The following is an 18,959-nucleotide window of genomic DNA, read 5'->3' on the forward strand; positions in this document are numbered from 1 at the left end:
AACAGCAAGCAGGCTCAAAACATACCGAACAACCTTGCGCAGTCAGGGCTAACGCTAATTAACTTCCGTGAGGGCAGTTAGTACCCATAACCTTGTATTCCAAGGTGTTGAGCTTGCCCGCCGAATCTTCATAGGTCATGCGCGAAGGGGCTACGCCACAGGTTTTATTGGCTTGAGTGGTACTGATTACCTTCTGGACATCGAGGTTCATTCCGTATTCATAATGAACAACTTCAGGTGTCGCCTTTCCGTTTTCTAAGGCGTACTGCTCCATCGCCTTCTGGTTCTCTTGCATCATTCGACCATAAACACGGTCACCACCTCCTTCAGCCATGGCCAAAGAAGACATGGTCAAGATGGAAGCGGCAAAAACAACTTTTAATAATTTCATGATTTTCTCCTAGTGCTCACTTACTTCTGACTAGAGGATAACCAGTGATGCCTTTCAGGAAGCTGCCGCGAATATTACATATCTGTAAGGCCTCTCGTAGAGCTCGTGAGTTCAACTATTTAAAGTTTAGCTTTATTGGCAGAGCACGCTGAATGCATCATACGACCATCAGAAATCAACTCGTATCCCACCTGGAGCATCTAGAGATTTTTTATAAAAATGCATATCTTCCTATTATGAAAAGCGGCTTTGACCGCTACAGGCGGATGAATCGTTTGGGCGTAGCTAAATGAGACTACGAACGTGTCACAAAAGCCTCATGGGCTGCGGAAATTAGGCACTACGTAGAGCACCGAAAACGCAATCGGCAGGATGGTCTTTAACAGCAATACGGTCTCGGAGGATAGGTTTTTATCTTATCCTTAACGTCATCGAAGATGACATTGAAGCTGTGCAGCAGGCGCTCCGTTTGCAACATTTGATCGTGAAGGATCTCAAGCAGGACAGCACAAACTACTGCCTGCCCAAGGATAAAGATAAAGCCTTCGAATCTTGAGGTTGTTTTCTCCAGCACGACCAAACCCGCTGACGATATCGGCAGGGCGAGCATTTTGCCGTTGATGTCGCCCGAAGCTTCAATAGAAGTGATTTTTCGTTATGTCGTGGGGCGGTGGCGAGACTCGTCCGACTGGCGTACTGTGGACCATCGGCGGCGATGGGGCCAAGAAGGGTCGCCTCATAAACTTGGCTTGAACTCTTGCTGTGTGGATAGCCAGTTAACTGCGTACTCACTGCGTCGTCAATTTGAGCCGACCAAGTGCCATCTCTAATCCAACCCACACGAATTCGTCGCTCTCAAATACCCAAAGCTTCCAAATTCCTATTTCTTACTGCGCTCAAGACAGCCATCCGGTCTTCTGTACCTGAATCCATATCAGGTACGGTGCCATGCTCCAGATCCTTACCCACATTAGCGAAACGCGGCGCTGGCTGTTTTCACTGCTACTGTTCTTGTCAACTGCGTCCCACGCGGAGACGTGGGTCATTACAAACCGAGCACATCCAGTATCCGCACCTTCTGGCGCTCGCGTCATCTTCCTGGATGATCAGCAGCGCCTTGAAGAACAACTTTCCAACCAACTACCCGCCGATCCACGCCAGGCAGAAGCGGCCATTCAACGCTACCTTGTCAGCCCTGCAGGGAAGCATCTGCAAAACGAGTTGGCCCAAGCCCAGCAGGGCGTCATAGACGCCTGGAGCCTGCGAGTCGAAAAACTCCCAGCCGTGGTCGTAGATCGTCGCTACGTCGTGTACGGCGAGCCTGACGCAGCTAAAGCCGTCGCGTTGATTGAACGAGCACGGAGCCTGTCACGATGAGACGCTCACGTTTTGCGATCCGGCCTTTGTCGCTGGCTATCACTTTCAGCCTGTCATTCAGTGCATCGGCTGCGATCAACTCGGCAGCGATTATTGCCTCGACCCTGTCACCAACCTGCCTGGAGTACAAAGTGGTCGGCATCTGCTATTGGCTGCTCTGCACGCCATTCGGATGCAAAGTCAAAACCTCGACCAAGGTTCGTCACTACGTACCGGACGCTGTGGTGTCTGCATATGCGAATACCGGGATGAACCCTTGGATAGAGATGTCACCTCTTGGCACCCCGAATCCGATGGCCCAAGCGGGCAACGACGGCACTACCAATCACGTTGCAGAGAACAACATCATCAAATTTAAGGAAGCCGATGTCATCGGCCATCCAGGTGGTGCGGCGTTGAGTCAGTTTGCCAGCGCCTCGGGCTATGTATGCAAAGGCGCAACCTTACCGCTTGTGCCTTACTTTCTGAGCACCCTTGACCCCATTGCTTGGCGATACGGCGTCCCGGAATCCGTATACCCCGAAGCACTCATTCCGGGCATGCGCGAAGTCGGTAGCCTGCTCTCAGCAAGCAGCTGGGGGAACGTCTACCCGCGTAGCGGCTTCCTTAACCAGACTGACGACTACAAAACGGGCGCAGTTATTGCGCAGCGTGCCGGCGACGTGGTTACCCGCCCAGGCCAGGTCCATGTCTACTTGCCGATGCTCGCCCTTCCCTACCCCGGTTACTGGCCCGCAGGGCCGCTACGCGAAGGTGACGCCTCCACTGGTAAGTGGCAAGAGCTCACCCCAGTCCTCAACCCGACTTGCGCAACCTTTCCCACCATCGATCCGAACATCGATGCGCAGGATGGCGGCTACGCCTGGGCACTCTGGCGCCCTTATTCGTGTTGCCAGCGTCGAGGACAGACCTTCCTCGGCAGTACGGACTTCCAATGAAACAGCGATCGGAGCAAAGCATGAAACTCACTACCTTGGCGATAGGGCTCGCCTGCAGCCTCAGCAGTGCAATAGCGCTCTCTGCTGATCCAATCAACGTCTCCTCCTCCGGAAGCGTCATTGGGGACAACGTGCTGTATAGCATTGGCGGCGGCAACGCAGTCACCATGGGGAGCGCAGGCAACATGGATAGTATTTCTGTGGGAGGCGGTTGGAATACCAATCTAATCTGCGGAAACATGAGCCTGAGCACAACCCTTGAAAACCAATTGAATGGTGCCACTTCCGGCTTCAAAAACATCATGAGCTCGGTGGTACAGAGCGCCACCAGCGCCGTGGCTTCGCTGCCGGCACTGATTCTTCAACGTGCGAACCCGGCGCTATACAACCTCATCACCAACGGCATTTTGCAGGCCCGCCTGGACTTCGACCGCTCCAAAGGCACCTGCCGCGCCATTGGCGAAAAGATGGCGGATATCGCCGGTAACCAAATGGGCTGGGGCAAGCTTGCTGAAGGTCAGGCTATGAGTCAGGCGCTAACATCCAACACAGACGCAGTGTCGGCGGTGGAACAAGTCGAAAAGAAAGGTGGAAACGATGGCGTCACTTGGGTTGGTGGTGATAGAGCAGGTGGTTCCGGTCAGAAGCCAATTCGTATCGTAGGCGACGTCACCAAGGCGGGCTACAACCTTCTGAACAAGCGCGCGGCCGGCGACACCGCATCCATCAGTAAAGCGAACTGCAACAACGGCATGGTGTGCAATGTCTGGTCATCGCCCCAGGAAGCCACCACCTTTGCCAATCGTGTCCTGGGTGAACAACAACAGCAGACCTGTGACAGTTGCCCTAAAACGGTGACAGCCGCAGGCGTCGGCCTCACGCCGCTGATCCAGGAAACGTACGACACCAAGCTGAAGGCCCTGCAGGAACTGCTGAGCGGAAGCAAAACGCTGTCGCTAGAAAACCTGGAAGCAGCGAGCAGCAACTCGTTACCCATCACCCGAGGCGTTGTAGCAGCACTCAAGGATGAGCGCGACCAGGACGTACTCGCTCGCCGGCTTGCCTCCGAAGTCGCGTTGTCCGATGTGTTGGAGAAAGCTCTGACCCTACAGCGCACCTTGATGGCAGGCAGTCGGGAACCGAACGTCGCGGCTAATGACCTCGCCGTCCAGGCAGTCGGCCAGCAGAGCTCCTCGCTGCAACAGGAGATCGGCAACCTCAAAATGGAACTGGACATGCGTCAGCAGCTCGCGAAGAACTCGCCTCTGACCATCATTGAACGCAGCAAAGCACGGGCAGAAGACTCTCGTGGCGTGTCCCCGGGAGCCCCAGAAACGAATCGATTGGACCAGTTGCAGTCACCCGCCCAGAACAAACAGTGAGAAAGGCCATGACCGAAATACAGGAGCCTGTCGCCGCTCCCAACCGTTCGCTGGTTCGACGAACCGGGAGGAGCATTCTGCTTGTTCTGGGTGTTTTGCTCGCGACTGCCGCCCTCGTAGTCCTACTCAGCGCTGTCCTGATGAACATGTTCGACAGCGCCGAGCAATGGCAAGCCTGGCGCACCGACCACTATTGGCCGCTCTTTACCTGGCGCCTAATGCTTTATATCGCACTGACCGTTGCCTGGTTCAAATTCAAGGTACGGTTATCGAACTCAGAACGCTCGAAACGGCGCAAAGGCCTGTTGAAGATCGAGATAATGGTGATCTTATTATTTCTGATGGTTGAACTGAGCAAGGTGCTGTATCAGGCAGGGGGTGTTCTGTGACGCTCTACACCAATGACTATTTAGAGTACTACCTGACGTTGGTCGGTTGGATCATCAACAATGGTATCTGGGCGATGATTTCAGATACCGGTCTATTCGCCCTCCCCTTCTGCATCATCGTTATTCGAGAGTGGCTGAAAGTCCGTGGTGAGGGGGCCGATGAGGGCAACAAAGGCGTTCTCTCACTGGCACGTATCGAAACCAATATCTACGTTGGCTACATCGTAGTCGCATTCTTCGCTGTACCAGCCGTCAATGTGAGTTTTGATACCTTGGCATTTGACCAGAGTAGAGCTCAGCAATGTCAATACAACTTACCTAAACCCACAGACACAGGCTGGAACACAACATTCAGCTCACTGGCAGGAAAGAGTGCCCAGATGCCCATGTGGTGGGCATTAATGCATGCATTATCAAAGGGATTAACCAATGGCGCTGTAGCAGCAATTCCCTGCGGGACTGATTTACGGCAAGTACGCATGGAAGTTAGCAACACCAAGATCAACAACCCGCTATTGGCTCAGGAAATTGGCGACTTTACGCACGATTGCTATGGACCCTCCCGTGCCAGATTATTCATGCGCCAACCCGAATTGGGAGCGCAAGGGAATGACCCTCGTTTTGCGCAGGAACTCAGCTGGATTGGTTCGCACTATTTATTGAACACCTCGGGTTATTACGACACGGACTACTCCAAAACTCCAAGGGCATCATGGCCCTATAACGCATCTCGTGATGTGGGTTTACCACAAGTGGGTGGAGGTGGGGGCTATCCAACTTGCAAACAATGGTGGTCAGATAGCGGAGTGGGACTGCGGGACCGTATCAAGGCTCAAGTGTCGCCGGACCTCATGACCAAAATGCTCGGCTGGGCAAAGTGGTTGTCCCCGGACGAAGTCACTGACTCGCTTGTCCGGCAACTGGTCTCGCCGTCGAACCAGGTGAAAGGGGATGTTTATACGGACTACGGGGGACAAATCGACGGAACTGTGTGGAATGGTGCAGCCCGGGCAGCGGGGACTCTCGGGGTTGCATTAGGATCTATGGCCTATTTTCCAGCGATGGACATGGTTCGCCAGGCGCTACCGATGGTCATGGCGTTCTTGAAAATGGCGATGGTGATTTGCATTCCCTTGGTGCTAATCGTCGGGGCTTACCAACTAAAAGTGGCCATGACTATGTCCGTTGTTTTTTTCGCTCTGATATTCGTGGACTTTTGGTTTCAACTGGCTAGATGGGTCGATACCACGATATTGGACGCTTTATATGGAGCCGGTTCTCCGCATTTATCATTTGATCCTGTGATGGGTTTGAACACTGCCACCCAGGACGCAATCTTAAACTTCGTGATGGGCTCGATGTTCATCATCCTGCCAGTGTTTTGGATGGGCGCGCTGGGATGGGCAGGGGTGAGCGCAGGAAAAGCATTGGAAGGCCTTACCAGCGGAACAAAAGATGTTCAAAAGGCAGGTCAGGAAGGGGTGAATACTGTCAAACGTAGCGTTATGTAACGTAAGGGTCTCATATCATTGATATGAGACCCTTAATCATCGTCGTCTACACGTTGACCAGCAACATAGTACCCATAGCCATCGGGGCCATAGCATTGACCATACTCTATCTGGTTTCTGCGAGGCGTAGGTCTGTGATTCAACGCCCAGAGCCCTCCACCCAAAACCAAGGTAAATACTGCAACGCTGATAATCCCGCTGAAAATGTCTGCAGAAAAATATAGGAGTACGGCAGCCACAACCAGACGCTTGACCCAACGCAGGGTACGGTTCTGACTGCACCAAACGAGGCGCGCAGCCTGACCCAGGCCATAGCCTAAGCGACTTGCTACTCCCTGAGAGGTCTGTGCGGTCATGGTGCGTCTCCTTCTTACCCGGTCTAGGGGCGATTTGACATTACTTATAATACCGATTTTTCTATGCTGCAAGATCATGAGACAAACGGCCTTTGCCTTCAGCACCAGATGCCCCCCTTTCACAACAAAAATGGCCCAAAAGGTAAAAGGTTTTGTAGAAGCGAATGGAATGGTTCACAAGGGTAAAAGCCTTACCCGAAAGGGCCGCTTTCAGCGGGAAAAAGGTCCAATCTCATCAACGCATCTCGCGAGTCGAATAAACTTCAACTAACTCGTCTTCTGTAAAATTACTAAGCAAAGAAAAGTATTCAGCTCTGGACTCAACCGTCAACGGTTGGATAGAACCTAAATTAATAAGAGTTGAAACAGCCTCGTCAGGAGTCATTTCGCTAGTAAGTGGGGCTCTCTGCCCAGAGTAATAAACCTTGTCAGACGCAATAGCTACATCCAGCAGTTCACGTACTTCACCATAACGAGCGGAACGCGCAGCGGTTAGAAACACTCCATCAAAAATGACCAAGACGCTATCAACGTGAGGAATAATATATTTAGCTAAGGCGACAACCAGAGGAAGGTTGTTGTCCCACCTTGCTTCCTCATCATCAAGATCATTCCCTACACTAGCAAAAAGAATGATCTCATCACACTTATTGTCACGTATCAAATCACAAAGTGCCCAAACATTATCTGAGGTTGATTTCGTAGCGTAGCGAAGTGAAACCATCATTTTTTCCTCACATAGTCGATCTGCGGCCCCGTGCCCTTAGACCGAAACGACGATAATTCTGCATTCCTTTCTCCGTCACCACCATAGAAAGATGGCTCTTCGCCAAAAGAAATACCCGAGGCAACCAGTGATCCTTTCCCCTTGCTCGCCCCCCCTTTGATAGGAGAAAAGCCTGCCCCATGAATCATTTACGGAGCAGGCGATGTTCTCTATTTTCCGCCGCAATAAAGCGCTACCCGCCCAAAGCCCCTCCCCTAACGGTTTTATACAGCCGGCCTCTAGCCAAGCACTACTGGCATCGCCGCGCCGTCAGAAACTACTGGAGAACATTTGGCAGCGCGCATCGTTATCTCGCTCACAGTTTGTCGAGCTCTATAGGCGTCCACTTGAGCGCTACGCGGAGTTGGTCCAGCAGCTCCCTGCTTCGCAAAACCACCATCATGCACACCCTGGCGGCATGCTGGATCACGGGCTTGAAATCGTCGCCTATGCCTTGAAAATTCGACAGAGCTACCTGCTTCCTATAGGCGCACCGCCGGAGTCTCAATCAGCACAGGCTGAGGCCTGGACTGCCGCCGCGGCTTACGGCGCTCTGATACACGACCTCGGCAAGATCGCCGTCGACGTGCACGTCGAGCTGGCAGGAGGTAAAACCTGGCACCCGTGGCACGGCCCAATCGATCGTCCCTATCGATTCCGTTACGTGAAAGGACGCAACTACCAACTTCACGGAGCCGCTGCCGCACTGATCTACGCGCAGATCCTCTCCTCAGAAATCTTAGATTGGCTCAGTAATTTCCCCGAAGTGTGGTCGCAGTTAATCTTCATTTTGGCTGGTCAGTACGAACATGCCGGCATTTTGGGAGAGATCGTGGTCAAGGCCGATCAGGCGTCCGTCGCACAGGAGCTCGGTGGAAATCCAGCCCGCGCGCTGTCCGCGCCCAAACAGTCTTTGCAGCGTCAATTAGCAGATGGGTTGCGTCACCTGGTCCGAGATACATTCAAACTGAATCAACCCGATGGACCGTCAGATGGATGGCTGACACAGGATGCTCTTTGGCTGGTTAGCAAGCCTATTGCTGATCAATTGCGAGCCTATTTGCTGACCAAAGGCGTTGAAGGTGTACCCAGTACGAATGCGCCTTTCTTCAACATGCTGCAAGATCAGGGGGTAATCCAAACCAATGCCCAAGACAAGGCAATCTGGAAAGCCACGATAGACAATGGTCGTGGCTGGCGAAACACCTTCACCCTGCTGAAGCTCTCACCGGCACTGATCTGGAATGATCCAAGTGATCGGCCCACAGCTTACGCTGGGACTCTTGAGGTAGAAGCTGGCAACCCGGTAGAAGACTCTGCAGCTGAAAATACCGTCGCCACACCGGCCAAAAAGTTGCCTTCGGAAATTCAATCCAGCCCTGTGCCGGCGCCTTTAGCACCGGCACAGCCATCACCGTTCGAACTACCTCAGCATTCCTCGAGCAGTACAGATGAATTTGACGAGCTACTGGCGCTCCTTGGTAACATCAATGAGCCATCAGAAGACACCAAAAACAAAGCGGTCTCAGCGGCACATACCGCGCCTCCGAAACTGGATGAAATCCAGCCTTCCCAAACCTCCAATCAAGGAGGTGCGCCTTTAGCAATAATCGAAGAAGTCACTCCGATGCCTAGCAATAACACCGAGATCGGTCAGGGATTTGTTGAATGGCTTAAGAAAGGCATCGCATCCCGGACCATCATTATCAACGATACCAAAGCGCTGGTTCATACCGTAGCAGGGACCGCTATGCTGGTAACGCCTGGAATTTTCAAACGCTACGTCCTTGAATTCCCCCATATCGAACAGCAAGCCAAAGTACAGCAAGTCAGCGCCTGGCAGCTGGTTCAACGTAGTTTCGAGAAACAGAAACTTCATCGAAAAACGCATAAGAGTTTGAATATTTGGACCTGTGACGTTGTTGGACCTCGAAAATCCAAGCAGCTCAAGGGGTACTTACTACTAGACCCGCGAACAATCTTCTCTGAGGTCCCTTTCGACAATATCAGCCTGTCCTTGAAGTCAGAAGCAACGGAGCCGCCACAATGACGACGCCCTCGAATCTGACGGAGGAATACATCTTTGCCCATGATCTGCGGCCTGCCAGTGCAAAGATCTATCGCGCCTCGACCAAAGCACTACTCAAGCATTTCCGAACGGCCTCAGTTGAGGAGATCGATCATCGTGCGGTTCTGACATGGCGAAAAAAAGTCCTTGAGAACGGATTATCCAAACGCAGCTGGAACACCTATTCAAATCACCTTCGAACTGTTTGGGGCTACGCCATAGAACACGGCCTGATGACCCATACCACGATCAACCCATTCAAGAAAACCAGCGTTATCCCACCAAAGCGAGCCAGCAAGACAATCAATGGAGACGCCATCCAACGAGCACGCAACTGGCTCATATCCCTTGTAGGCCAAGAACGTTGTACGCATGAACGTAGCCAGATCACACCTGCCTGGTTCTGGCTCAGCGTCTTCGAGATGTTTTATTACACAGGCATACGTCTGAATGCCCTGCTGTGCCTGCGTTACAAAGATATCGACTGGGACAGCCAGATGATCTTGGTCCGCGGTGAAACAGAGAAGACCCATCGGGAGTTTTTCCTCCCCATTATGGAAGGACTCGCTCCACACTTATCCAGGATCTTGGGGGAGGCCGAGAAAATCGGTTTTTCACCAGACGATCAGCTGTTCAACGTCAACAGATTCTCTCGTCACTTCCATGGCAAGGAAATGAACATCGACCAGGTGGAGTCAATGTACGGCAAGCTCACCGATAAGATCGGCGTGCGCATGACCCCTCACCGCTTCAGGCACACATTAGCAACAGACTTGATGAAGCAGCCTGAGCGAAACATTCATCTCACGAAAAGCCTGCTGAATCATTCGAATCTAGCGACAACGATGAATTACATAGAGGCGGACTACGACCATATGCGTGCTGTTCTACATGAGCGGAGTCGGGCTCAGGGCGCTCTGAGCCGAGTGACACGGGTTGATCCAAGTGGCAAACCCTCTGCCCCCTTACCCGCCAAAATAGGTGTGCATTCACAGGAAACCGCTCAACCAGAGCCCAAGAAGCTGCCAGCTCCACAACAATCTAGCAGCACAGAGGTCAGTATTGATCGGCGGACCAAGTCGACTGGCCGAAGCGCGCTACAGAAGGCTCTCGAGCTCGCATCTGCGCAACTGCATCGCGAGTCAATGACATGCTCTATGGACCCACCAGTAGATCAAGTAGAGCAGAGTCTACTATTGACGCTAATGGCGAGCGGGCTTGGTGTCGGCACATTCAGGAAACGCACCTCAACTGAGCATTCAATGCGAAGCTCATCATTTTCCAGAGCATCGCCCTAGTACGCTCATAATCAAAGCGCACTGGCTATAGGGAATTCTGGTTGGCCAGAGGCTTTCGCATGCCCGGAATAAAGAACCAGGTCGAAATCCGGATTTTTTCCAGACGAACGGTACGACTTTGCTCAAGGCACAAAAAAAGGCGTCATAAAGACGCCTTTTTCATTAAATATGGTCGGGGTAGGGGGATTCGAACTCCCGACATCCTGCTCCCAAAGCAGGCGCGCTACCGGACTGCGCTATACCCCGGAATGCGCATCGCAAAGCCTATGCACATTGACATCATGACGAACCGAAACTACTGTTCGCCTCAGACGGCTGCATGTCTACGGCGATATCTAAGTGCTGTAACACTTTCCAAAACCGTAAAACCGCCTCTATCAGAGCTAGAACCTCTGATTCTAAGATTTGATTCCAGCGTCAACTGGTCTCAAAAATGGTGGGTCGTGTGGGATTCGAACCTACGACCAATTGGTTAAAAGCCAACTGCTCTACCAACTGAGCTAACGACCCAAAAATGGTCGGGGTAAGGGGATTCGAACTCCTGACATCCTGCTCCCAAAGCAGGCGCGCTACCGGACTGCGCTATACCCCGGTTTTGAAATTGGCTCCGTGACCAGGACTCGAACCTGGGACCCAATGATTAACAGTCATTTGCTCTACCGACTGAGCTATCACGGAACTACATATTTCAAAGTGAAACTTTACTGCTTTTTACTTCCTCTTCGACGCTAGCGTATCGCTACGTTCGTGTCTCTGAGGCGCGCTATTCTACAATCTTAAAAACCCCTGTCAACCCTTTAAACTGCTTTTAAGACAATGATTTGCGCTTCTTTCTGATTTCTTCTTGGGGAGAAGAAACCCGTGGGCTGACGTTGCTGCGGGGCGCACTTTACAAGCCTTTGCCTTACAGTTCAACGCCCTATCGAAAAAAAAGGCCCCGCAATGCGGGGCCTCCTCTTTATCACCATGCAAGTCGGGCTTAATGGAAGACGATTTCGTCGTTTTCCACGGTCGCCGTGACGCTGGTACCCGGCATGAAGCTGCCCGACAGGATCAACTGCGCCAGCGGGTTCTCGATCCAGCGCTGGATCGCACGTTTCAATGGCCGTGCGCCATACACCGGGTCGTAACCCACCGCGATCAGCTTGTCCAAGGCCTCTGTGCTCAGCTCCAGAGACAACTCGCGTTCCGCCAGACGAGCCCGCAGGCGACCCAACTGGATCTCGGTGATGCCCGCGATCTGATCCCGTGCCAAAGGCTCGAAGATCACCACTTCATCGACCCGGTTGATGAATTCCGGGCGGAAATGCGTGGTCAGTGCATCCATGACGGCAGCACGCTGGGCTTCACGATCGCCGACCAATTCCTGGATCTGCATCGAGCCCAGGTTGGACGTCATCACGATGACCGTGTTGCGGAAGTCCACGGTGCGTCCGTGACTGTCGGTCAAACGGCCATCTTCCAGTACTTGCAGCAGGATGTTGAACACATCCGGGTGGGCCTTCTCGACCTCGTCCAGCAGGATCACCGAGTAAGGCTTACGCCGCACGGCTTCGGTCAGGTAACCGCCCTCTTCGTAGCCTACATAGCCTGGTGGAGCACCGATCAAGCGCGCCACCGAGTGTTTCTCCATGAATTCGGACATATCGATCCGCACCATGGCTTCTTCGGTATCAAAGAGGAACTCGGCCAAGGCCTTGCACAGCTCGGTCTTACCCACGCCAGTTGGGCCGAGGAACATGAACGAACCGCTCGGACGGTTCGGGTCGGACAACCCGGCGCGGGAACGCCGCACCGCGTTGGATACCGCCACCACCGCCTCTTCCTGGCCGATGACGCGCTGGTGCAACAGGCTTTCCATCTTCATCAGCTTGTCGCGCTCGCCTTCGAGCATTTTCGACACAGGGATACCGGTCCATTTCGAGACGACTTCGGCAATTTCCTCCTCGGTCACCTTGCTGCGCAGCAACTGGTTCTCGCTGTGGCCATGCTGGTCGACCATCTGCAGGCTGCGCTCCAGATCCGGGATCACCCCATACTGCAACTCGGCCATGCGGTTCAGGTCGCCCTTACGGCGTGCGGCTTCCAGCTCCTGACGCGACTGCTCGATCTTTTGCTGGATCTGCGCCGAACCCTGTACTTCGGCTTTTTCCGCGTTCCAGATTTCTTCGAGGTCCGAATACTCGCGTTCCAGACGCAAGATTTCTTCCTGGAGTTTTTCCAGGCGTTTTTTCGCCGCTTCGTCCTCTTCTTTTTTCAGTGCCTGGGATTCGACTTTCAGTTGAATCAGGCGCCGATCCAGACGGTCGAGCACTTCCGGCTTCGAATCGATCTCCATGCGAATACGGCTGGCCGCTTCGTCGATCAGGTCGATGGCCTTGTCGGGCAACTGCCGGTCGGTGATATAGCGATGGCTCAACTTGGCCGCCGCAATGATCGCGCCGTCAGTGATCGCCACCTTATGGTGGACCTCATAGCGCTCCTTCAAGCCGCGCAGGATCGCGATGGTGTCTTCTTCGCTCGGCTCTTCCACCAAGACTTTCTGGAAGCGCCGTTCAAGGGCCGCATCCTTCTCGATGTACTGGCGATACTCGTTAAGCGTGGTGGCACCGACGCAGTGCAACTCGCCCCGCGCCAACGCAGGCTTGAGCATGTTGCCAGCGTCCATGGAACCTTCGCCTTTACCGGCGCCGACCATGGTGTGCAATTCGTCGATAAACAGAATGATCTGCCCTTCCTGCTTCGACAGCTCGTTCAGCAAGGATTTGAGCCGCTCTTCGAACTCGCCACGGAATTTGGCACCCGCGATCAACGACCCCATGTCCAGAGACAGCAGGCGTTTGCCTTTAAGACCGTCCGGCACTTCGCCATTAATGATGCGCTGGGCCAGGCCCTCGGCAATTGCGGTTTTACCCACGCCAGGCTCGCCGATCAGCACCGGGTTGTTCTTGGTGCGACGTTGCAGAACCTGAATGGTGCGGCGGATTTCGTCATCACGACCGATCACCGGATCAAGCTTGCCTTCTTCGGCACGCTTGGTCAGGTCGACAGTGTATTTATCCAGGGCCTGGCGCGACTCCTCGTGGTTGGGGTCGTTCACCGCTTCGCCGCCACGCAGGTTGTTGATGGCGTTTTCCAGGGCTTTTTTGCTGACACCCTGGCCCAGCAACAATTTGCCAAGCTTGCTGTTTTCGTCCATGGCGGCGAGCAACACCAGCTCGCTGGAGATGAACTGATCACCTTTCTGCTGGGCCAGGCGGTCCGCCTGGTTCAGCAGACGCGCCAGATCCTGGGACATATTCACATCGCCCGTAGGATTCTGAATTTTCGGCAGTTGGTCGAGCTCTTTACTCAACTCTTTGCGCAAGCTGTTGACGTCGAAACCCACCTGCATCAGCAAGGGCTTGATAGAACCACCTTGCTGCTCCAGGAGCGCCTGCATCAAGTGCGCAGGCTCAATGGCCGGGTGGTCGAGGCCGACCGCCAGGGATTGGGAGTCCGATAAAGCCAATTGCAATTTGCTGGTTAAACGATCAATACGCATTAGTCACCTTCCTTTTGAGCAGGCCGGAGCTATGTATGAGCGAGCTTGCTCGCGAGTAACACATCCTGAATGAAGAAACCTGCCAGATAGCCCTATAGATGGGGTGGATTCTGGGAGATTCAAGCTTCGGACAGTTGACGCAGATCAGAAGAGTCTAGCGCTCCAGCCAAATAAGGGAGGCGAACCGACCCGTACGTGGACTGCGGCGGTAAGAAAAGAAACGCGGATCGTTGACGGTGCAGAACCCGCCACCGTAAACAACGGTGATACCGCGTGCAGCCAGGCGCAGACGCGCCAACTGGTAGATATCAGCCATGAACTTGCCGGAATGGGTGCTCGGCACAAAGGCTTGGACGGTGCTCGGCAGTTGCTGCACGAACGCTTCCCGCACTTCCGGGCCGACTTCGAAGGCTTGCGGGCCAATGGCCGGGCCCAGCCAGACCAATACATCGGCCGGGTCGGCTTCCAGGCTTTCGACTGCGGCTTCCAGCACACCCGCCGCCAACCCACGCCAACCGGCATGGGCAGCCGCCACACGCGTGCCGGCACGGTTGCAGAACAACGCAGGCAAGCAATCGGCGGTCATGGCGGTGCAGGCAATACCCGGTGTGCTGGTCCAGTTGCCATCGGCTTCGGCAGTGCTCGACGGATCGGCCTCAACCACGGTGATCCCGTGGACTTGGCGTAACCAGGCCGGCTGAATATCGAAAGCATCGGTAAGACGACGGCGATTTTCAAGAACAGCCTCAAGGCTGTCCTCGACATGATCACCCAGGTTGAGGCTGTCGAACGGCGCCAGACTGACGCCGCCCGCACGGGTGGTGACGCAGGCTTTGACCTGAGCCGGCGCTGGCCAGTCAGGAGTCAGCCAGTCACTCATCCGACAAATGCCTCGCGATCCTGCTTGAGCAGCGACAGCAACCAGACCAGATCGTCCGGCAGAGGCGATTCCCAACTCATCCGCTTACCGCTCGTCGGATGGTCCAGTTCCAGGAAGCGTGCGTGCAAAGCCTGGCGCGGGAAGGTTTTCAGCGATTCAACCATGGTGGCACTGGCCGCCGGCGGAATACGGAAGCGACCACCGTAGGCCGGATCTCCGACCAACGGGAAGTTGATATGCGCCATGTGTACACGAATCTGGTGGGTACGGCCGGTTTCCAGCTTGACCCGCACATGGGTGTGGGACCGGAAACGCTCCAGCACGCGATAGTGGCTGACGGCCTGCTTGCCGCCCTCCATCACCGCCATACGCTGGCGCTGCTGGCCGTGGCGACCGATCGGCGCGTTGATCTTGCCACCCGCCACCACGACGCCGATCACGATGCATTCGTAGATACGGCTGACGCTGCGGCTCTGCAATTGCGTCACCAACTGCGTCTGCGCCTGGATGGTCTTGGCCACCACCATCAGACCGGTGGTGTCTTTGTCCAGGCGGTGCACGATGCCGCAACGCGGCACATTAATGATGTCCGGCACGTGGTGCAGCAGGGCATTGAGCAAGGTGCCATCAGCGTGCCCGGCCGCCGGGTGAACCACCAGGCCTGCGGGTTTGTTGATGACCAGGATGTCGTCGTCTTCATAGACGATGTCCAGCTCGATGTCCTGGGCGACCCATTCTCCCTGGGCTTCCTGCTCGGCAGTCAGCTCAAGAATCGCACCACCGTGCACTATGTCTCGCGGGCGGATGACCGCTCCATCCACAGTCAGGCGGCCGTCTTTGATCCAGGCGGAAAGGCGCGAGCGCGAGTGCTCAGCGAATAATTGTGCGGCGACTTGATCGAGGCGTTGGCCGCCCAATTCGGACGGCACCTCTGCGCGAAGTTCAATTTTATCGGACATGCTCAGACTAGGCGTGGCACAGCCTTTGGTTTCGGCTGCGCGCTTGTGGTTAAATACGGCGTCTTTTGCCCCGAGGCTTTCAACGGGGCGCTCATCATAACAGGACGGCCCCGCCCAAGACAGCGGCCGTCATAGGGACGCAAGCCGCCATGCAAGTGAAACACCTGCTGCTGATCGCCATCCTCGCCATGACTGCTGCTTGCTCGTCAACAAAAGAAGTCGTCGACGAAAACCTGAGCGAAGTCGAGTTGTACCAACTGGCTCAGAAAGACTTGGACAATAATAGCTACACCAGTGCCACAGCGAAGCTGAAGGCCCTGGAGTCGCGCTATCCGTTCGGACGCTATGCCGACCAGGCCCAGCTCGAGTTGATCTACGCCAACTATAAGAACGCCGAGCCGGAAGCTGCCAAATCCGCCGCCGAGCGTTTTATCCGCCTGCACCCGCAGCACCCGAACGTGGACTACGCCTACTACCTCAAGGGCCTGACCTCGTTCGACCAGGACGTAGGCCTACTGGCGCGTTTCCTGCCACTGGACATGACCAAGCGTGACCCAGGCGCTGCCCGCGACTCCTACAACGAGTTCGCCCAGTTGACCAGCCGCTACCCCAACAGCCGCTACGCGCCGGACGCCAAGCAGCGCATGATCTACCTGCGCAACCTGCTGGCCGCCTATGAAATCCACGTAGCCCACTACTACCTGACCCGTCAGGCCTATGTAGCTGCGGCCAACCGTGGCCGTTACGTAGTGGAAAACTTCCAGGAAACCCCTTCGGTGGGTGATGGCCTGGCAGTGATGACCGAGGCTTACCAGCGTCTGCACCTGGACGAACTGGCCAACACCAGCCTGGAAACCCTCAAGCTGAACTACCCTGACCACCCTAGCCTGAAAGACGGCCAGTTCGTGCCTCAGGTTGCCGAAGCGGACAACCGTTCGTGGCTGAGCAAGTACACCCTGGGCCTGATCGAGTCGCGTCCACCGTTGCCGCCGGGCGAAACCCGCGCCAACCAGGACGTGATGAAGCAATTCCAGGACGCGAAGGAAGCGATTCCTGCGGACCTAAAGCCACACGACGAGAACGGCGACGTGATCGAAGAGGAAGCACCTCAGGCCCTGGGCAACAACCAGGACCGCTCGTGGTTCAGCTACATGACGTTCGGCGTGTTCGACTGATCGGTCGACGCGACGCAAAAAAAGGGAGCCCCGCGGGGCTCCCTTTTTCATGGGCGCTGCATTATTGCGCTGTGCGCCCGGCAGGTCCTTGGCTAAACTGGCGCATTACTTGTCGAGAATCCTCCCATCATGCTTCGTCTCCTGTTCTGGATTGCCGTTATTGCCGCCGCTGTATGGTTCTGGCGCAAATTCAAAAGCCCGGCTGCTGGACAGCCACCCGCAAGCGAACCCAGTGCGGCCCTGATGGTGCGCTGCGCTCACTGCGGCGTGCACTTGCCACAGGACCGCGCGCTCAGCTCACACCAGCAGTGGTATTGCACCCAGGCGCATCTGGAACAAGGGCCGAAGTCTATCCAGCGTTAAGTCGACCGGCGGGAGCATAGGGCGTCGGGTCGATGATCGGCGCACGCTCCAGTAACAAGTCGGCAAACAATTGGCAGGAGGCCGGGGCCAGTACCAGGCCGTTGCGGTAATGCCCGCAGTTGAGCCACAACCCTTCGAAGCCAGGCACCTGGCCGATATAGGGAATGCCCTCCGGCGAACCGGGACGTAAGCCGGCCCAGTGCCCTACCACCTCTGCGCCTGCCAGAGCGGGTATCAGCTCGACCGCCGATGCCTTGAGGCTTTCCAATGCAGTTTCAGTGGGAGTCTTGTCGAAACCTTCATGCTCCAGGGTGCTGCCGATCAGGATATGCCCATCGCGCCGGGGAATCGCATAACGCCCCTTGGCCAGGACCATGCTCGACAGGAAGTCCGACGCGCATTTATACAGAATCATCTGGCCCTTGACCGGTTCCACCGGCAACGACAAGCCCAGCGTCCCCAGCAACTCACCGCTCCACGCCCCTGCTGCCAGCACGACCTGATCACCGAGGATCGCGCCATCGGCCGTGTTCACGCCCACCACACGGGCGCCCTCCAGCACAAAGCCGGCCACCTCGCATTGCTCGTGAATCGTCACGTCAGGCAGCGCCAACAGCGCGGCCTTCAGGGATTTGACCAGGCGCGGGTTGCGCACATTGGCGACGTTGGCCATATAGATTGCCTGGTCATACCCGCCTCCAAGCACCGGAACCGCATCATGGGCCGCGGAGATATCCACTTTGCTCAAGGGCCGGCCTTCACGTGCAGCCCAGGCCAGAGCTTGCTCTTCGTCCTCTAGATCAAGCCAGTACAGGCCTGTGGTGTGAACCTCCGGGTCTACGCCGGTGGCAGCAAACAAGCGCTCAGCCAGTTGCGGATAGAAATCCTGGGACCAATGGGCCAACGCCGTGACCGCCGGGCTATAGCGCCAGGGATATAGCGGTGAAACGATGCCTCCACCGGCCCAGGAAGACTCCTGCCCCACACCCGCGCGCTCCAGCAGCACCACCGCCTGCCCCTGGGTCGCCAGGTTGAACGCCGTGAGCAACCCGATTACTCCACCACCGACAATCACCACTTGCTGTTGCTTAGCCATCATTTGATCCAGCCAATAAATAGGGACAAGCGCACCTGGCGCCCAATCATCCAGCATCCTCATCAGTGCCCCCAGCACGCCTTGCGCGACATGTGCGGCGCAGCGCCCGGGTTGGCCCGCGCACCGGTGCTGGTCAGGCTGAAGTCGCCGCAAGGGTCGCTGGCCATCAGCGAATCGGCGACAGGCGTGGCTACCAGGCGGTAATCCTGAGGGTTCAATGCAGCGGTGATTCTATAGCGATCGTTGCCTGCACTGACGCCGCTTGCGTCAATAAAACTGCCATTCCTTGCATGAAAGCGCTCAAGGTGCTGAGCCTGCTCGGTCAAGAGCACGACGATTTCAGCGCGATAGACCCTTTTTACATGGCTGATATACCCGGGGTAAGCAATCCCCGCCAGAAACGCGATGATCGCAACAACGATCACCGACTCGATCAAGGTAAAACCCTGGCTGTCCATGCCCACTC

Annotated in this window: 17 protein-coding genes and 4 tRNA genes; 9 read left to right on the forward strand and 12 right to left on the reverse strand. The window is 55.4% G+C overall.

Annotation, left to right across the window (positions count from 1 at the left end):
• Positions 1-58: 58 nt before the first annotated feature.
• Positions 59-391 (reverse strand): DUF2790 domain-containing protein, encoded by a 333-nt coding sequence (locus tag ACLH0J_RS30395; RefSeq protein WP_008432869.1) that lies wholly within the window; start codon positions 389-391, stop codon positions 59-61.
• A 948-nt stretch (positions 392-1,339) separates the two neighbouring features.
• On the opposite strand from ACLH0J_RS30395, the gene ACLH0J_RS30400 reads away from it, so the two are divergent.
• From ACLH0J_RS30400 to ACLH0J_RS30420, 5 genes are read left to right on the forward strand one after another with little or no spacing between them, the layout of a single operon-like run.
• Entirely contained in the window at positions 1,340-1,768 is a 429-nt protein-coding gene (locus tag ACLH0J_RS30400) for a TIGR03757 family integrating conjugative element protein (RefSeq protein ID WP_008432865.1), read from the forward strand.
• On the forward strand, positions 1,765-2,706 hold the full coding sequence (locus tag ACLH0J_RS30405; protein WP_008432863.1) for a TIGR03756 family integrating conjugative element protein: 942 nt from the start codon (positions 1,765-1,767) through the stop codon (positions 2,704-2,706). The genes ACLH0J_RS30400 and ACLH0J_RS30405 overlap by 4 nt, the downstream gene beginning before the upstream one ends.
• Positions 2,707-2,726: 20 nt before the next feature.
• Positions 2,727-4,088 carry an integrating conjugative element protein gene (locus ACLH0J_RS30410; RefSeq protein WP_024073345.1) on the forward strand — a complete coding sequence of 454 codons (1,362 nt, stop codon included), beginning with the start codon at positions 2,727-2,729 and terminating at the stop codon, positions 4,086-4,088.
• An 8-nt stretch (positions 4,089-4,096) separates the two neighbouring features.
• On the forward strand, positions 4,097-4,477 hold the full coding sequence (locus tag ACLH0J_RS30415; RefSeq protein WP_008432858.1) for a hypothetical protein: 381 nt from the start codon (positions 4,097-4,099) through the stop codon (positions 4,475-4,477).
• Entirely contained in the window at positions 4,474-5,988 is a 1,515-nt protein-coding gene (locus ACLH0J_RS30420; protein ID WP_008432856.1) for a conjugal transfer protein TraG N-terminal domain-containing protein, read from the forward strand. Before ACLH0J_RS30415 ends, ACLH0J_RS30420 begins: the two co-directional genes overlap by 4 nt.
• A 32-nt stretch (positions 5,989-6,020) precedes the next feature.
• On the opposite strand, the gene ACLH0J_RS30425 is transcribed toward ACLH0J_RS30420, so the two are convergent.
• Together ACLH0J_RS30425 and ACLH0J_RS30430 are read right to left on the reverse strand one after the other, a co-directional pair.
• Complete coding sequence (locus tag ACLH0J_RS30425) at positions 6,021-6,344, reverse strand: Ac45/VOA1 transmembrane domain-containing protein (protein WP_008432855.1); 324 nt, start codon at positions 6,342-6,344, stop codon at positions 6,021-6,023.
• A 235-nt stretch (positions 6,345-6,579) separates the two neighbouring features.
• A complete protein-coding gene (locus ACLH0J_RS30430) occupies positions 6,580-7,068 on the reverse strand; it encodes a hypothetical protein (RefSeq protein WP_019821334.1) in 489 nt (162 codons plus the stop codon).
• Between the two features lie 205 nt (positions 7,069-7,273).
• On the opposite strand from ACLH0J_RS30430, the gene mobH reads away from it, so the two are divergent.
• A complete protein-coding gene (gene mobH, locus ACLH0J_RS30435; RefSeq protein WP_008432854.1) occupies positions 7,274-9,160 on the forward strand; it encodes a MobH family relaxase in 1,887 nt (628 codons plus the stop codon).
• Positions 9,157-10,476 (forward strand): tyrosine recombinase XerC, encoded by a 1,320-nt coding sequence (gene xerC, locus ACLH0J_RS30440; RefSeq protein WP_008432853.1) that lies wholly within the window; start codon positions 9,157-9,159, stop codon positions 10,474-10,476. The genes mobH and xerC overlap by 4 nt, the downstream gene beginning before the upstream one ends.
• 169 nt (positions 10,477-10,645) lie before the next feature.
• Here xerC and ACLH0J_RS30445 read toward each other — a convergent pair.
• The 7 genes from ACLH0J_RS30445 to rluD all read right to left on the reverse strand — a co-directional run bounded on the left by ACLH0J_RS30445 (position 10,646) and on the right by rluD (position 15,859).
• Positions 10,646-10,722, reverse strand: a tRNA-Pro gene (locus tag ACLH0J_RS30445).
• A 188-nt stretch (positions 10,723-10,910) separates the two neighbouring features.
• Positions 10,911-10,986, reverse strand: a tRNA-Lys gene (locus ACLH0J_RS30450).
• Between the two features lie 5 nt (positions 10,987-10,991).
• A tRNA-Pro gene (locus ACLH0J_RS30455) sits at positions 10,992-11,068 on the reverse strand.
• A 10-nt stretch (positions 11,069-11,078) separates the two neighbouring features.
• Positions 11,079-11,154 (reverse strand) — tRNA-Asn (locus ACLH0J_RS30460).
• Positions 11,155-11,455: 301 nt separating this feature from the next.
• Positions 11,456-14,020: an ATP-dependent chaperone ClpB gene (gene clpB / locus ACLH0J_RS30465; RefSeq protein WP_411390247.1), complete on the reverse strand. Its 2,565-nt coding sequence runs from the start codon at positions 14,018-14,020 to the stop codon at positions 11,456-11,458.
• Between the two features lie 154 nt (positions 14,021-14,174).
• Positions 14,175-14,900 (reverse strand): peptidoglycan editing factor PgeF, encoded by a 726-nt coding sequence (gene pgeF / locus ACLH0J_RS30470; protein ID WP_411390248.1) that lies wholly within the window; start codon positions 14,898-14,900, stop codon positions 14,175-14,177.
• Positions 14,897-15,859, reverse strand: coding sequence for a 23S rRNA pseudouridine(1911/1915/1917) synthase RluD (gene rluD / locus ACLH0J_RS30475; RefSeq protein WP_010565584.1), 963 nt, complete (start codon positions 15,857-15,859; stop codon positions 14,897-14,899). Before rluD ends, pgeF begins: the two co-directional genes overlap by 4 nt.
• Positions 15,860-16,008: 149 nt before the next feature.
• Here rluD and ACLH0J_RS30480 point away from each other — a divergent pair, with 149 nt between their 5' ends.
• Positions 16,009-17,034, forward strand: coding sequence for an outer membrane protein assembly factor BamD (locus ACLH0J_RS30480; RefSeq protein ID WP_411390249.1), 1,026 nt, complete (start codon positions 16,009-16,011; stop codon positions 17,032-17,034).
• A 129-nt stretch (positions 17,035-17,163) separates the two neighbouring features.
• Positions 17,164-17,397 carry a PP0621 family protein gene (locus tag ACLH0J_RS30485; RefSeq protein ID WP_411390250.1) on the forward strand — a complete coding sequence of 78 codons (234 nt, stop codon included), beginning with the start codon at positions 17,164-17,166 and terminating at the stop codon, positions 17,395-17,397.
• Here ACLH0J_RS30485 and thiO read toward each other — a convergent pair.
• Positions 17,384-18,493 (reverse strand): glycine oxidase ThiO, encoded by a 1,110-nt coding sequence (gene thiO, locus ACLH0J_RS30490; protein WP_411390251.1) that lies wholly within the window; start codon positions 18,491-18,493, stop codon positions 17,384-17,386. The genes ACLH0J_RS30485 and thiO overlap by 14 nt on opposite strands.
• A 62-nt stretch (positions 18,494-18,555) precedes the next feature.
• Entirely contained in the window at positions 18,556-18,957 is a 402-nt protein-coding gene (locus tag ACLH0J_RS30495) for a type IV pilin protein (protein ID WP_411392913.1), read from the reverse strand.
• Positions 18,958-18,959 lie beyond the last annotated feature (2 nt).

The sequence above is a fragment of the Pseudomonas sp. MPB23 genome (genome assembly GCF_046605395.1).
Taxonomy (GTDB): domain Bacteria; phylum Pseudomonadota; class Gammaproteobacteria; order Pseudomonadales; family Pseudomonadaceae; genus Aquipseudomonas.